10 protein-coding genes and 1 rRNA gene are annotated in these 12,700 nt (G+C 72.8%); 5 read left to right on the forward strand and 6 right to left on the reverse strand.

Annotation, left to right across the window (positions count from 1 at the left end):
- Positions 1-87, forward strand: a 5S ribosomal RNA gene (rrf, locus tag ACFVSN_RS24520); the annotation flags it as partial.
- A gap of 83 nt (positions 88-170) precedes the next feature.
- Here rrf and ACFVSN_RS24525 read toward each other — a convergent pair.
- Both ACFVSN_RS24525 and ACFVSN_RS24530 read right to left on the reverse strand, forming a co-directional pair.
- Positions 171-632 (reverse strand): GNAT family N-acetyltransferase, encoded by a 462-nt coding sequence (locus ACFVSN_RS24525; RefSeq protein ID WP_380448978.1) that lies wholly within the window; start codon positions 630-632, stop codon positions 171-173.
- Positions 633-721: 89 nt separating this feature from the next.
- Positions 722-1,513: a VOC family protein gene (locus ACFVSN_RS24530; RefSeq protein ID WP_380499737.1), complete on the reverse strand. Its 792-nt coding sequence runs from the start codon at positions 1,511-1,513 to the stop codon at positions 722-724.
- A gap of 230 nt (positions 1,514-1,743) precedes the next feature.
- Here ACFVSN_RS24530 and ACFVSN_RS24535 point away from each other — a divergent pair, with 230 nt between their 5' ends.
- The 3 genes from ACFVSN_RS24535 to ACFVSN_RS24545 all read left to right on the forward strand — a co-directional run bounded on the left by ACFVSN_RS24535 (position 1,744) and on the right by ACFVSN_RS24545 (position 6,780).
- The gene (locus tag ACFVSN_RS24535; protein ID WP_387956578.1) at positions 1,744-4,014 is read left to right on the forward strand and encodes an ATP-dependent RecD-like DNA helicase; all 2,271 of its coding nucleotides are present in this window, start codon (positions 1,744-1,746) and stop codon (positions 4,012-4,014) included.
- A 225-nt stretch (positions 4,015-4,239) separates the two neighbouring features.
- Complete coding sequence (locus ACFVSN_RS24540) at positions 4,240-5,529, forward strand: citrate synthase (RefSeq protein ID WP_380448972.1); 1,290 nt, start codon at positions 4,240-4,242, stop codon at positions 5,527-5,529.
- Positions 5,530-6,060: 531 nt separating this feature from the next.
- Entirely contained in the window at positions 6,061-6,780 is a 720-nt protein-coding gene (locus ACFVSN_RS24545; protein WP_380449168.1) for an SDR family NAD(P)-dependent oxidoreductase, read from the forward strand.
- 128 nt (positions 6,781-6,908) lie between these two features.
- Here the strand turns inward: ACFVSN_RS24545 and ACFVSN_RS24550 are convergent, their stop codons facing one another.
- The 3 genes from ACFVSN_RS24550 to ACFVSN_RS24560 all read right to left on the reverse strand — a co-directional run bounded on the left by ACFVSN_RS24550 (position 6,909) and on the right by ACFVSN_RS24560 (position 10,597).
- Positions 6,909-9,206, reverse strand: a complete 2,298-nt coding sequence (locus tag ACFVSN_RS24550) for a heavy metal translocating P-type ATPase (protein ID WP_387956579.1) — start codon at positions 9,204-9,206, stop codon at positions 6,909-6,911.
- Between the two features lie 72 nt (positions 9,207-9,278).
- A complete protein-coding gene (locus ACFVSN_RS24555; protein ID WP_380436654.1) occupies positions 9,279-9,497 on the reverse strand; it encodes a heavy-metal-associated domain-containing protein in 219 nt (72 codons plus the stop codon).
- Positions 9,498-9,655: 158 nt separating this feature from the next.
- Positions 9,656-10,597 (reverse strand): PrsW family intramembrane metalloprotease, encoded by a 942-nt coding sequence (locus tag ACFVSN_RS24560; RefSeq protein WP_387956580.1) that lies wholly within the window; start codon positions 10,595-10,597, stop codon positions 9,656-9,658.
- A gap of 212 nt (positions 10,598-10,809) precedes the next feature.
- On the opposite strand from ACFVSN_RS24560, the gene ACFVSN_RS24565 reads away from it, so the two are divergent.
- Positions 10,810-12,000 (forward strand): PP2C family protein-serine/threonine phosphatase, encoded by a 1,191-nt coding sequence (locus ACFVSN_RS24565; RefSeq protein WP_380436658.1) that lies wholly within the window; start codon positions 10,810-10,812, stop codon positions 11,998-12,000.
- Positions 12,001-12,061: 61 nt separating this feature from the next.
- Here ACFVSN_RS24565 and dhaL read toward each other — a convergent pair whose 3' ends face one another.
- A complete protein-coding gene (gene dhaL / locus ACFVSN_RS24570; protein ID WP_380436660.1) occupies positions 12,062-12,697 on the reverse strand; it encodes a dihydroxyacetone kinase subunit DhaL in 636 nt (211 codons plus the stop codon).
- Between the last annotated feature and the right edge of the window lie 3 nt (positions 12,698-12,700).

Genomic DNA, 12,700 nt, shown 5'->3' on the forward strand with positions numbered 1-12,700 from the left:
GGTTACATTCCGAACCCGGAAGCTAAGCCTCACAGCGCCGATGGTACTGCAGGGGGGACCCTGTGGGAGAGTAGGACGCCGCCGAACAATCATTCAAGAGAAGCCCCTGATCCATTCGGATCAGGGGCTTTTCGCGTTTCCAGGGGCTTTTCAGGGCGGTTCCTCGGACGTCAGAGCCGGTACTTGAAACCGTAGTGCGACCGTACGAAGCCGAGGCGCTCGTAGAAGCGGTGGGCGTCGGTGCGGGTGGCGTCCGAGGTGAGCTGGACGAGGTCGGCGCCGAGTTCGCGGGAGCGGTGGATCGCCCACTCGATCAGTTCGGTGCCGAGGCCGCTGCCGCGTTCGTCGGCGTGGATGCGGACGCCCTCGATGATCGCGCGGGTGGAGCCCTTCCGGGAGAGGCCGGGGACGAGCGTCAGCTGCAGCGTGCCGACGGCTCGGCCGGCGCGTTCGGCGACGACCAGGTGCTGGTTCGGGTCGTCGGTGATGCGGGCGAGGGCGGTGCGGTACGGGGTGAGGTCGTCGGGGCTCTCGCGCGTCGCGCCCAGCGGGTCGTCGGCGAGCATCGCCACGATGGCCGGCAGATCGGCCTCCGTCACCCGGCGGATCGTCAGAACGGTCGTCTCGGTCATGATCAGAGAATAGGGGCCCCGATCTCCCGCACCACCCCCTGTCTACGCCCGTAGCACCCCTTCACGGCCCTTCTCGGGGTGATTCCGTGTCACTCGCCGGGCTTGGCACTGGTGATGACGGCGAACACCGCTCCGTGCGGGTCCTGGAGCTGGGCAAGCCGGCCGACGCCGTGGACGTCCATGGCGGGGATCCGGACCGTCGCGCCGAGGGTGGTCGCGATGGCGAGGGCGGCGTCGACGTTGGGGACCTCGAAGTAGGGGAGCCAGTGGGACGAGGTGCCGCGGGCGGTGTGCTCGGGGCCGAGCTGCATGATGCCGCCGTGGGCGTCGTCGGTGCCGCCGCCGGCCGGGGTGAGGACGGTGTAGAGCGCCTCGCCGAACGGGACGTCCTGCTCCTGCCAGTCGAAGACCGCGCGGTAGAAGGACTTCGCGCGTTCGGCGTCGACGCTGTAGCACTCCGTCCAGCAGAGGCTGCCTTCCGCGGTGACCACGTCGAGGCCGCGGGTGTCGTGCGGCTGCCAGACCGCGAAGTCGGCGCCGGTCGGGTCGGTGTAGCCGGCCATCCGGCCCGCGGTGAAGACGTCGAAGGGCGCGAACCGGACGCGTCCGCCCGCCTGGCGGACGAGTTCGGTGGTGCGGTCGGCGTCGGGGGTGGCGAAGTACACCGTCCACGTGGGCAGCGAGCCCTCCTCGACGAGCGGGCCGAAGGCGGCGACCGTCCGGGCGTCGAGCCGGAAGAAGCCGTAGCCGCCGGCCTCGGGTCCGGCGGAGTCGGTGGACCAGCCGAACAGGGCGGTGTAGAAGTCCGCGGAGGCCCGGGTGTCGGGGCTGCCGAGGTCGAGCCAGATCGGGGCGCCGGGCCGGTAGTCGGTGGTGAGCATGGCGGCACTGCTCCTCGGACGGGGCCCGTGCGGGCACGGGTGCGGTCGGTGGCCCCCCGCCCCTCCCAGCCTGGCACCTGCACCGGTGGGCCGCACGGCAGGCGGTCACGGCCGTGACGGGCCGTGACCGGGGCGGCTGGAGGTCGGCCGGAGGTCGGACGGCGGCCGGAGGGGTGCCGTCCGGGAGCGGTCCGGACGTGTCCGACCGGGACGGTACGGTGCGTAGCGGAATGGTCCGCCCGTACCGGTCGAAGGGGGTCCCGGTGGCCAGGCAGCCGCAGGCGGGACAGGAACCCGCGCAGCGCCAGCTCGCCCAGGTGGAGGGGGTGCTGGAGCGGATCACGTACGCCAACGAGGAGACCGGGTACACGGTGGCTCGGGTGGACACCGGCCGGGGTGCGAACGACCTGCTGACCGTGGTGGGGGCGCTGCTGGGCGCGCAGGTCGGGGAGTCGCTGCGGCTGCACGGGCGGTGGGGCTCGCACCCGCAGTACGGGCGGCAGTTCACGGTGGAGAACTACACGACGGTGCTGCCGGCCACGATCCAGGGCATCCAGCGGTACCTGGGGTCGGGGCTGATCAAGGGGATCGGTCCGCGGTTCGCCGAGCGGATCGTGGAGCGGTTCGGGGTGGACACCCTGGAGGTGATCGAGAACGAGCCGGGCCGGCTGATCGAGGTGCCGGGGCTGGGGCCGAAGCGGACGAAGAAGATCGCGGCGGCGTGGGAGGAGCAGAAGGCCATCAAGGAGGTGATGGTCTTCCTGCAGGGAGTGGGGGTGTCGACCTCGCTGGCCGTGCGCATCTACAAGCAGTACGGCGACGGCTCGATCGGGGTGGTGCGGAACGAGCCGTACCGGCTGGCCTCGGACGTGTGGGGCATCGGTTTCCTGACGGCGGACCGGATCGCGCAGGCGGTGGGGATCCCGCACGACAGCCCGGAGCGGGTGAAGGCGGGGCTGCAGTACGCGCTGTCGCAGAGCACCGACCAGGGGCACTGCTACCTGCCGGAGGAGCGGTTGATCGCGGACGGCGTGAAGCTGCTCCAGGTGGACGTGGGGCTGGTGATCGACTGCCTGGCGGAGCTGGTGGCGCTGGAGGGGGTGGTGCGCGAGTCGGTGCCGGGGGAGGGCGGCGAGCCGATCACCGCGGTGTACCTGGTGCCGTTCCACCGGGCGGAGATTTCGCTGGCCAACCAGGTGCTGCGGCTGCTGCGTTCGGACGCGGACCGGATGCCCTGGTTCGCGGGGGTGGACTGGCCGGTGGCGCTGGAGTGGCTCGCGAAGCGGACGGGGGCGGAGCTGGCGCCGGAGCAGGAGCAGGCGGTGCGGCTGGCGCTGACGGAGAAGGTCGCGGTGCTGACGGGCGGTCCGGGCTGCGGCAAGTCGTTCACGGTGAAGTCGATCGTGACGCTGGCGCTGGCGAAGCGGGCGAAGGTGGTGCTGGCGGCGCCGACCGGCCGGGCGGCGAAGCGGCTCGCGGAGCTGACCGGGGCGGAGGCGTCGACGGTGCACCGGCTGCTGGAGCTGAAGCCCGGCGGGGACGCCGCGTACGACCGGGACCGGCCGCTGGAGGCGGACCTGGTGGTGGTCGACGAGGCCTCGATGCTGGACCTGATCCTGGCGAACAAGCTGGTCAAGGCGGTGCCGCCGGGGGCGCACCTGCTGTTCGTCGGGGACGTGGACCAGCTGCCGTCGGTCGGCGCGGGCGAGGTGCTGCGGGACCTGCTGGCGGACGGCGGCCCGGTCCCGTCGGTGCGGCTGACCCGGATCTTCCGGCAGGCGCAGCAGTCGGGCGTGGTGACGAACGCGCACCGGATCAACGAGGGCAGGCCGCCGCTGACGGACGGTCTGCCGGACTTCTTCCTGTTCGCGGAGGACGACGCGGAGCGGGCGGCGGGTCTGACGGTGGACGTGGTGGCGCGGCGGATCCCGCAGAGGTTCGGGTTCGATCCGCGGCGGGACGTCCAGGTGCTGGCGCCGATGCACCGGGGTCCGGCCGGTGCGGGGAACCTGAACACGCTGTTGCAGGCGGCGGTGACGCCGGCGAGGGAGGGGGTGGCGGAGCGGCGGTTCGGCGGGCGGACGTTCCGCGTGGGGGACAAGGTCACGCAGGTGCGCAACAACTACGACAAGGGGCGGAACGGGGTCTTCAACGGCACAGTGGGTGTGGTGACCGCCCTCAGTGTGGACGACCAGCGGCTGACGGTGCTCACCGACGAGGACGAGGAGGTGCCCTACGACTTCGACGAGCTGGACGAGCTGGCCCACGCGTACGCGGTGACGATCCACCGTTCGCAGGGCAGCGAGTATCCGGTGGTGGTGATTCCGGTCACCATGTCCGCCTGGACGATGCTCCAGCGAAACCTCCTGTACACCGCCGTGACCAGGGCACGGAAACTCGTGGTGCTGGTGGGGTCACGCAAGGCGATCGCGCAGGCCGTCCGGGCCGTCAGCGCAGGTCGGAGGCACGCCGCGCTCGATCATCGACTTGCCACTGGATGATTATCCAACAGGATGGTTGCCTCTAATGTTCTCTTGACGTGAAGAGATTTACGGCAGAGCCTAGGATGGCGCCGATCTTGTCCGGTTCGTACCGGCTGCGGCGGCAGGTTTTGTAGGGGAGGGCCCTTTCGGGCCACCCCGGGTGCGCGGCTGTCCTCCAGATGGGGGATGGTAGAGACAGTCAGGGCACCTTGGAAGAGGATTCATTTCGTCGGTGAGGAAGACGTGAGCGACAACTCGGTAGTACTGCGGTACCAGGACGGCGAGTACGAGTACCCCGTCGTCGAGAGCACTGCGGGCAACGCCGGCTTCGACATCTCGAAGCTGCTCCCGCAGACCGGCCTGGTCACCCTGGACAACGGCTTCGGCAACACCGCCGCCTACAAGTCCGCGATCACCTTCGTGGACGGCGACAACGGCATCCTGCGGTACCGCGGCTACCCGATCGAGCAGCTCGCAGCGCAGGGCGGCTTCGTCGAGACCGCGTACCTCCTGATCAACGGCGAGCTGCCGAACGCGGACCAGCTCTCCGAGTTCAACCGCGAGATCACCCAGCACACGCTCCTGCACGAGGACGTCAAGCGGTTCTTCCAGGGCTTCCCGCGCGACGCCCACCCGATGGCCATGCTGTCCTCGGTGGTCGGTGCGCTCTCCACCTTCTACCCGGAGAGCCACAACCCGTTCGACGCGGCCCAGCGCCACCTGTCGACCGTGCGCCTGCTGGCCAAGCTGCCCACCATCGCGGCCTACGCCTACAAGAAGTCGATGGGCCAGCCCTTCGTCTACCCGCGCAACGACCTGAGCTACGTCGAGAACTTCCTCCGGATGACCTTCGCGGTCCCGGCCGAGGACTACGAGCTCAACCCGGTCATCGTGAACGCGCTGGACAAGCTGCTGATCCTGCACGCGGACCACGAGCAGAACTGCTCCACCTCCACCGTGCGCCTGGTCGGCTCCAGCCACGCCAACCTGTTCGCCTCGATCTCGGCCGGCATCTCGGCGCTCTGGGGCCCGCTGCACGGCGGCGCCAACCAGGCCGTGCTGGAGATGCTGGAGAGCATCCAGAAGGACGGCGGCGACGTCGACGCCTTCATCACGAAGGTCAAGAACCGCGAGGCCGGCGTCAAGCTGATGGGCTTCGGCCACCGCGTCTACAAGGCGTTCGACCCGCGCGCCGCGCAGGTCAAGCTGCTGGCGCACGAGGTCCTCGGCCAGCTGGGCAAGCAGGACCAGCTGCTGGAGATCGCGCTCAAGCTGGAGGAGCACGCGCTCAAGGACGACTTCTTCGTCTCGCGCAAGCTCTACCCGAACGTGGACTTCTACACGGGCCTGATCTACCGCGCCATGGGCTTCCCGACCAGCATGTTCACCGTGCTGTTCGCCCTGGGCCGGCTGCCCGGCTGGATCGCCCACTGGCACGAGATGATCAACGACCCGACGAGCCGCATCGGCCGTCCGCGCCAGATCTACACCGGCACCGCCATCCGCGACTACGTCGCCCTCGGCGAGCGCTGACGCAGAACCCCGAAGGGCCCGGCCGCACGTGTGCGGCCGGGCCCTCGTGCGTCCCCGCGCGGTGGAGCCGTGCGGATCGTTCCCGCGGGGACGGGATCGTACGGCGCACGACTCCGGGGCCGGCCGCAGCCCGGGACGGCCGCTCAAAGCGTCCCTGGCCCGCCACAACCCCGGCGCCGTGCGCGAAGGCCGTCGATTCGACGGCCGACCCGGGGCCCGCCGGAGCCCCGTCGGCGGCAGTGGAGGCACGGGGACGCGTTGCCGTTCGTCGCGTCTCCGTCCCTCGGAAAACTGCCGCACTACCAACCTAAGACGTATCAGGGTGCGAGAAGTTACGCCCGGGGGGTGTGAGCTGCCTCTCGCCACGCTCCGTGTGCGCGTCGTACCGGGCCCATACCACACGTTCCGGCGCGGGCGACGTCACCCTCCCCGCAGTCACGGCAACCGAGCGTGATAGGAATCGTGGCATTCCGGTACGGACCGTCCCGCACCCTCGCAGCGTGGCGGCGGAACTGGGGAGGGAGTGCGCAGATGGCCAGGAACGTCGTAGTCACCGGCGGTGGCACGGGAATCGGGTTCGAAGTGGCGCGGCGGTTCGCCGAGGCGGGCGAACGGGTCGTGATCGTCGGCCGCCGCCGGGCGGTGCTGGAGAAGTCCGCGGCCGAGCTCGGGCCGAACGTCACCCCGCTGGTCTGCGACCTCGCCGACCCGGACGCCGTCGAGGCCGCGCTCGCCGAACTGCCCGAGCGCGTCGACGTGCTGGTGAACAACGCCGGCAGCCGCGAGACCGTGATCGGCGCCGGCCCGCACGCGCTGCTGGCGCGCTGGCGCGGCGACTTCGAGCGCAACGTGCTGACCGTGGTGCTGCTCACCGAGTCGATCCGCGACCGGCTCACCCCGGGCTCCGGCCGGGTCGTCACGATCAGCTCGATCGCCGCCCTGCGCGGGGCCGGCTCCTACGGCGCGGCGAAGGCCTCGCTGCACGCCTGGAACCACTTCCTGGCCGCCCAGTTGGGCACCTCGGGCATCACCGCGAACATCGTCGCCCCGGGCACGGTGGCGGGCACCGAGTTCTTCGGACCGCGGCTGGACGAGGCCGAGGTGGCCCGCCGCGCGGCGCGCACGCTGCTCGGCCGGATCGGGGAGACGGGGGAGGTCGCGGGGGCCGTGTACTTCCTCGCCTCGCCCGAGGCCGGGTTCATCACCGGCGAGATCCTGCACTGCAACGGCGGCGAGCTGCTCGGGCGTTGAGCCCCTGACGGTGTCGAGCCCCGGACGGCGTTGAGCTCCGGACGGCGGCGGGCCCGGACCGGTTCGACCGGTTCGGGCCCGCGCTCGTTTCGGGACGGCCTTTCGGGCCGGGCCGCTGGGGACGGCCGTCAGGCGGCGGCCTCGAAGCGGCGCAGCCGGAGGCTGTTGGTGACGACGAAGACCGAGGAGAAGGCCATCGTGGCCCCGGCGATCATCGGGTTGAGCAGTCCGGCGGCGGCCAGCGGGATCGCGGCGGCGTTGTAGCCGAAGGCCCAGCAGAGGTTGCCCCGGATGGTGCCGAGGGTCCGGCGGGAGAGCCGGATGGCGTCGGCGGCGGAGCGCAGGTCGGCGCGGACCAGGGTGAGGTCGCTCGCCTCGATGGCGGCGTCGGTGCCGGTGCCCATGGCGAGGCCGAGGTCGGCCCGGGCGAGCGCGGCGGCGTCGTTGACGCCGTCGCCGACCATGGCGACCGAGCGGCCCTCGGCCTGGAGGCGTTCGACGACGGCGACCTTCTCCTCGGGCAGGACGCCGGCGATCACGTCCTCGGGGGCGATGCCGACCTCGGCGGCGACGGCCTCGGCGACGGCCCGGTGGTCACCGGTCAGCAGGACCGGGTGCAGGCCGAGCGCGCGCAGTTCGGCGACGGCCCGGGCGCTGGTCGGCCGGACCGCGTCGGCGACCTCCAGGACGGCCCGGGCCTCGCCGTCCCAGCCGACCGCGATCGCCGTCCGCCCGGCCGCCTCGGCGGTCCGCTTGGCCGCGGCCAGGCGTTCGGGCAGGGGCCGGGCGTGCTCCGCGAGGAGTTCCTCCCGGCCGGCGACCACCGCGTGGCCGTCGACGACGCCCCGGACGCCGAGGCCCGGGATGCTCTCGAAGCCGTCGACGGGCGGCAGCCCGCCGGTCCGCTCGGCCGCGGCGCCGGCGATGGCGGCGGCGATCGGGTGCTCGGAGGCGTGTTCCACGGCGCCCGCGAGGCGCAGGGCCTCGGTCTCGGTGACGCCGTCGGCGGTGTGGACGGCGAGCAGGGTCATCCGGCCGGTGGTGACGGTGCCGGTCTTGTCGAGGACGATGGTGTCGACCTTGCGGGTCGTCTCCAGCACCTCCGGGCCCTTGATCAGGATGCCGAGCTGGGCGCCGCGGCCGGTGCCGACCATGAGGGCGGTCGGCGTGGCGAGGCCGAGGGCGCACGGGCAGGCGATGATCAGCACGGCGACGGCGGAGGTGAACGCCGCGGTCGGGCTGTCGGTGGCGAGGAGCCGGCCGACCAGGGCGGCGAGCGCGATCAGCACGACGACCGGGACGAAGACGGCGGAGATCCGGTCGGCGAGGCGCTGGGCGGCGGCCTTGCCGTTCTGGGCGTCCTCCACGAGCTTGGCCACGCGGGCGAGGCGGGTGTCGGTGCCGACTCTGGTGGCCTCGACGACGAGCCGGCCGCCCGCGTTGACGGTGGCGCCGGTGACGGCGTCGCCGGCGGCGACCTCGACCGGGGCGGACTCGCCGGTGAGCATCGAGGCGTCCACGGCGGAGGTGCCCTCGACGACGACGCCGTCGGTGGCGATCTTCTCGCCGGGACGGACCACGAACCGGTCCCCCACCGCGAGTTCGGCGATCGGGACCCGCACCTCGCGGCCGGCCCGGAGCACCGCCACGTCCCGGGCGCCGAGGTCCAGCAGGGCGTGCAGGGCGGCGCCGGCCCGGCGCTTGGAGCGGGCCTCCAGGTGGCGGCCGAGCAGGATCAGCACGGTGACGGCGGCGGCCGTCTCCAGGTACAGCGTGGACGAGGCGTCGGTGTCGCCGACCGTGAGCGAGAACGGGTGGTGCATCCCCGGCACCCCGGCGTGGCCCCAGAACAGCGCCCAGAACGACCAGCCGAAGGCGGCCAGGGTGCCGAGCGACACGAGGGTGTCCATCGTCGCGGCGCCGTGCTTGAGGTTCGTCCAGGCGGCGCGGTGGAACGGCAGGCCGCCGTACACGACGACCGGGCCGGTGAGGGCGAAGGCCAGCCACTGCCAGTTGGCGAACTGCAGGGCCGGGACCATCGACAGCAGCACGACGGGGATGCCGAGGAGGGTGCTGGTCCGCAAGCGGTCGAGCAGGGGGTCGGCGGGCGGCTCCGGCGTGGCGGCCTCGGCCGGCTCGGGCGCGGCGGCCGCCGGGGGCGCCGGGAGTTCGGCGGTGTAGCCGGTGCGCTCCACCGTGGCGATCAGGTCCTCGACCGAGACGCCGGGGCCGTAGTCGATCCGGGCCCGCTCGGTGGCGAAGTTGACGGTAGCCTCGACGCCGTCCATCCGGTTGAGCTTCTTCTCGACCCGGGCCGCGCACGCGGCGCAGGTCATCCCGCCGATCGACAGCTCGACCCGGTCCGGGGCGTGCTCCCGGCCCCCCGTGCCGGTGGCGCCCTCGATCCCGGGTGCCGTCGTACTCATGCTGCTCCTAGGGACGGTGTGGCGTGGGGCGGCCGGCGGGCCCGCTGCCCGGGCCCGCCGTGCCGGACGGGCTCAGGCGCTGCGGCCGACCAGCTCGTAGCCGGCCTCGTCGACGGCCGCGCGGACCTGCTCGTCGTCCAACGGGGCGGCGGAGGAGACGGTCACGGTGCCGGCCTTGGCGTCGGCGGCCACCTCGGTGACGCCGGTCAGGGCGGACAGTTCCTCGCTGATCGCGTTCTCGCAGTGGCCGCAGCTCATGCCGGTGACGGTGTAGGTGATGGTGCTGGACATCCGGGCCTCCGGGAGGTCTGTGCGGCCCCGGGCAGTGCCCGGGTTCTCATGCTCATCACACCATACCCCTGCGGGGTATTTCGTGGAGGGGTGTGGTGATGCGGATCGCACCGCCGTCCGGGCGGTTCGGCGGTGCGCGGCGGTGCGCGGCGGGGCGCTCACGCCGGGGCGGACGGGAACTGGGCCGGGATCGGCGCCGCCCGGTCCCGCCGGGCCAGCACCCTCAGCCACAGCAGTCCACCCAAGGAGACCACGACCAGGCCGGCCGTGTCGTAGAAGGTGTAGAGGTGGACCTGCCCGGTGGTCGGGTCCGGCATGTGGCCGAGGTCGAACAGGGCGCGCTGCCAGTCGCTCGCGGTGGTCCTCGCGACCAGCCAGACGGCGATCCCGCCCATGCTGTCCCAGAGCGCGTGCAGCAGCGATACGCCCAGGTAGGTGACGACGACCGGGGTGGTGACCCGGAAGCGGCCGGCGCGCCGCTCGCGGAACAGCACGCCGCCGGCGATCGCCGTCCACAGGACGTGGCCGACCGGTGCCACCAGCCCGCGCAGGATCTCCGTCTCGACCAGGTCTCTGAGGGAGAGTCCCTGGACGCTCAGCACGGCGTTGAACGCGTATCCGGCGCTCTCGAAGGCCGCGAAGCCCGCGCCGACCGTCGCGCCCAGCACCAGCCCGTACCGCAGGCCGCTCACCCGTAGCCGCCGGCAGACCAGGACCAGCGCGGCGAGCTTGACCGCCTCCTCGATCAGGCCGACGCCCACGTACATACAGACCGACGGCGAGAGCAGGTACGTCTCCAGGACGGAGGCGCCGAGGACGCCGATGATTCCGCCGAGGCCGAAGCAGGCGAGGATCCGGTCCGGGCCGAGGTCGGCCGCGTGGCGCTCGTACGCCCACACGACCACGGTGGCCGGCACGAGGAAGCTGCCGAGCAGCACGATCGTCGGGACGAGGTTGCTGTCGGCCGTGAAGAACGTGACGACGACCGTGGCGACCCACAGGGCCGAACCGGCGAGGAGGACCCGCGGCCAGTGCACCGGCTGCGCCGCCGGGCCGGTCCGGCGGTCGGAGATGCGCGAGGTGTTGCGGTACCCGGACACCGGTCGTGGCCTCCATCTGCGTGGCTGGTCTGGTCGGTTGCTCGCTCGGCCGGTCGCCCGGCTGCCGTGGTCGCACTGTATGACAAATAGGGTGTTTCGGTACGGTCCGTCCTGGTCCGGGAAGGGGTCGCGGAGGGTCCGTGCGGGGCGGCCGGTCGGGCTGCCGCGGGCTGGGGAGGGTGGGCGCCTTGATCGTCCGATATGTTCGATATGTGTTCCCGATCCGCCGCGCCCAGTCGCCCGCGGCCCCCACGGCCGCCGGGCTGCCACCGGACCGGCAGCGCGACGCCCTGCTGGCCGCGGACCTCCAGGACGTCCCGTTCTGGCGGCGGGCCACCCCGGCGGTCGCCGCGATCGTCGTGGTCGGCCTGGCCGACCTGCTCTCCGGCAAGGACCGCTACCTCGCGCCGCTGATGACCGTCGTCCCGGTGATCGCCGCGCTGACGCTCAGGCCCGGCGAGCTGTTCGCGGTCTGCGCGGTCGGGCTGCTCGCGGTGTTCGGGCTCAGCCGCTACGACGAGGTCGTCAACATCAACGACGCGCGGTTCGTCTACGGGGCGATGCTCAGCTACATCGTGCTGACGCTCTTCTCCGCCTGGGTCGCCAGGATCAGGATGCGGCGCGCGGCGGCGTTCGCGGCCGTCAGCTCCGTGGCGGAGGCCGCCCAGCGGGCGATCCTGCGGCTGCCGGGGCCGGTCGTCGGACCGCTGCGGCTGGCGGTGCGGTACGTGTCGGCGGCGGACGCCTCGCGCATCGGCGGGGACCTCTACTCGGTGCTGGAGACCCCGCACGGCACCCGGGTCGCGGTCGGGGACGTCCGGGGCAAGGGGCTCGCGGCCGTGCAGACGGCGGCGGTCGTGCTCGGCGCGTTCCGCGAGGCCGCGTACGACGAGACCGGGCTGCGGGGCGTCGCGGCGCGGGTCGAGGCGAGCGTCGAGCGGCACGTGCCGGACGGGGAGTTCACGACGGCGCTGTTCGTGGAGTTCCGCACGGCGGGGGTGATCGAACTGCTGCAGTACGGCCACGTGCCGCCGATCCGGGTGGACGGGGAGGGCAAGGCGCACGTGCTGGACTCGCCGGACCCGTGGGTGCCGCTCGGGCTCGGGCGGCTCGCGGCGGGGGAGCCGGTCAGCTGGGGGCGGGACTTCGGGGTGGACGACGTCCTCGTGCTCTACACGGACGGCGTGATCGAGGCCCGGCACCGCAGGAGCGGGGAGTTCTATCCGCTGGCGGAGCGGGTCGGGGACCTGGTGCAGGGGGCCGCGCGCTCGGCGGGGGAGCTGGAGGCGGCGGTGGAGCGGGTGTACGGGGATCTCCTGGCGCACACGGGCGGGAAGCTCGGGGACGACGCCTTGTTGCTGTTGATCACTCGGACGGATGACCAGGCGGCGGAGGGGGCGTGACGGGAGGGGTGTGACGGGAGGGGGCGCGACGGCGGGGATCCGCGGTCGCGCCCCCTCCCGGCTAGCCCGCCGTGACGTCGGCCAGGGTGCGGAAGATCAGGGCCGTCGAGGTGGCGCCCGGATCCTGGTGGCCCTTGCTGCGCTCGCCCAGGTAGGAGGCCCGGCCCTTGCGGGCCTGCAGGGCGGTTGTGTCGCGGGCGCCCTGTTCGGCGGCGTCGGCCGCCGCCGCGGCGGCCTCGGGCAGGTCGGCGCCCGCGGCCGCGGCGGTGCGGAAGGCGGCCACGGCCGGGGTGTACGCGTCGACGATGGTCTTGTCGCCGGGTTCGGCCTTGCCGAGGGCGCGGACGGCGTCGAGGCCGGCCGCGAGGGCCTCGGCGAGGGCGGCCGGGCCCGCCGGTGCGGGCAGGGCGGCGCCGATCGCGCGGAAGGCCTTGCCGTACAGCGGGCCGGAGGCGCCGCCGACCTTGGAGATCAGCGTGCTGCCGGTCTTGGTGAGCACCACGCCGGGGCCGGCCGGCCGGGGGCCGTCGAGTGCGGCCAGGGCGGCCAGGACGGCGGCGAATCCGCGCTGGAGGTTGCTGCCGTGGTCGCCGTCGCCGATCGCGGAGTCCAGCTCGGTGAGCCGGCCCTGCTCCTTCTCGACGGCGGCGGCGATCGCGCGGATCCAGGCCTCGGCCAGCGGGGTGTCGAAGTCCACGTG

The organism is Kitasatospora sp. NPDC057904, assembly GCF_042887925.1.
GTDB lineage: Bacteria > Actinomycetota > Actinomycetes > Streptomycetales > Streptomycetaceae > Kitasatospora.

Excerpts from the sequence above, each read along its gene's own strand:
- ACFVSN_RS24525 (WP_380448978.1), bottom strand. The coding sequence starts at position 632 with ATGACCGAGACGACCGTTCTGACGATCCGCCGGGTGACGGAGGCCGAT.
- ACFVSN_RS24530 (WP_380499737.1), bottom strand. The coding sequence starts at position 1,513 with ATGCTCACCACCGACTACCGGCCCGGCGCCCCGATCTGGCTCGACCTC.
- ACFVSN_RS24535 (WP_387956578.1), top strand. The coding sequence starts at position 1,744 with ATGGTCCGCCCGTACCGGTCGAAGGGGGTCCCGGTGGCCAGGCAGCCG.
- ACFVSN_RS24545 (WP_380449168.1), top strand. The coding sequence starts at position 6,061 with ATGGCCAGGAACGTCGTAGTCACCGGCGGTGGCACGGGAATCGGGTTC.
- ACFVSN_RS24550 (WP_387956579.1), bottom strand. The coding sequence starts at position 9,206 with ATGAGTACGACGGCACCCGGGATCGAGGGCGCCACCGGCACGGGGGGC.
- ACFVSN_RS24555 (WP_380436654.1), bottom strand. The coding sequence starts at position 9,497 with ATGTCCAGCACCATCACCTACACCGTCACCGGCATGAGCTGCGGCCAC.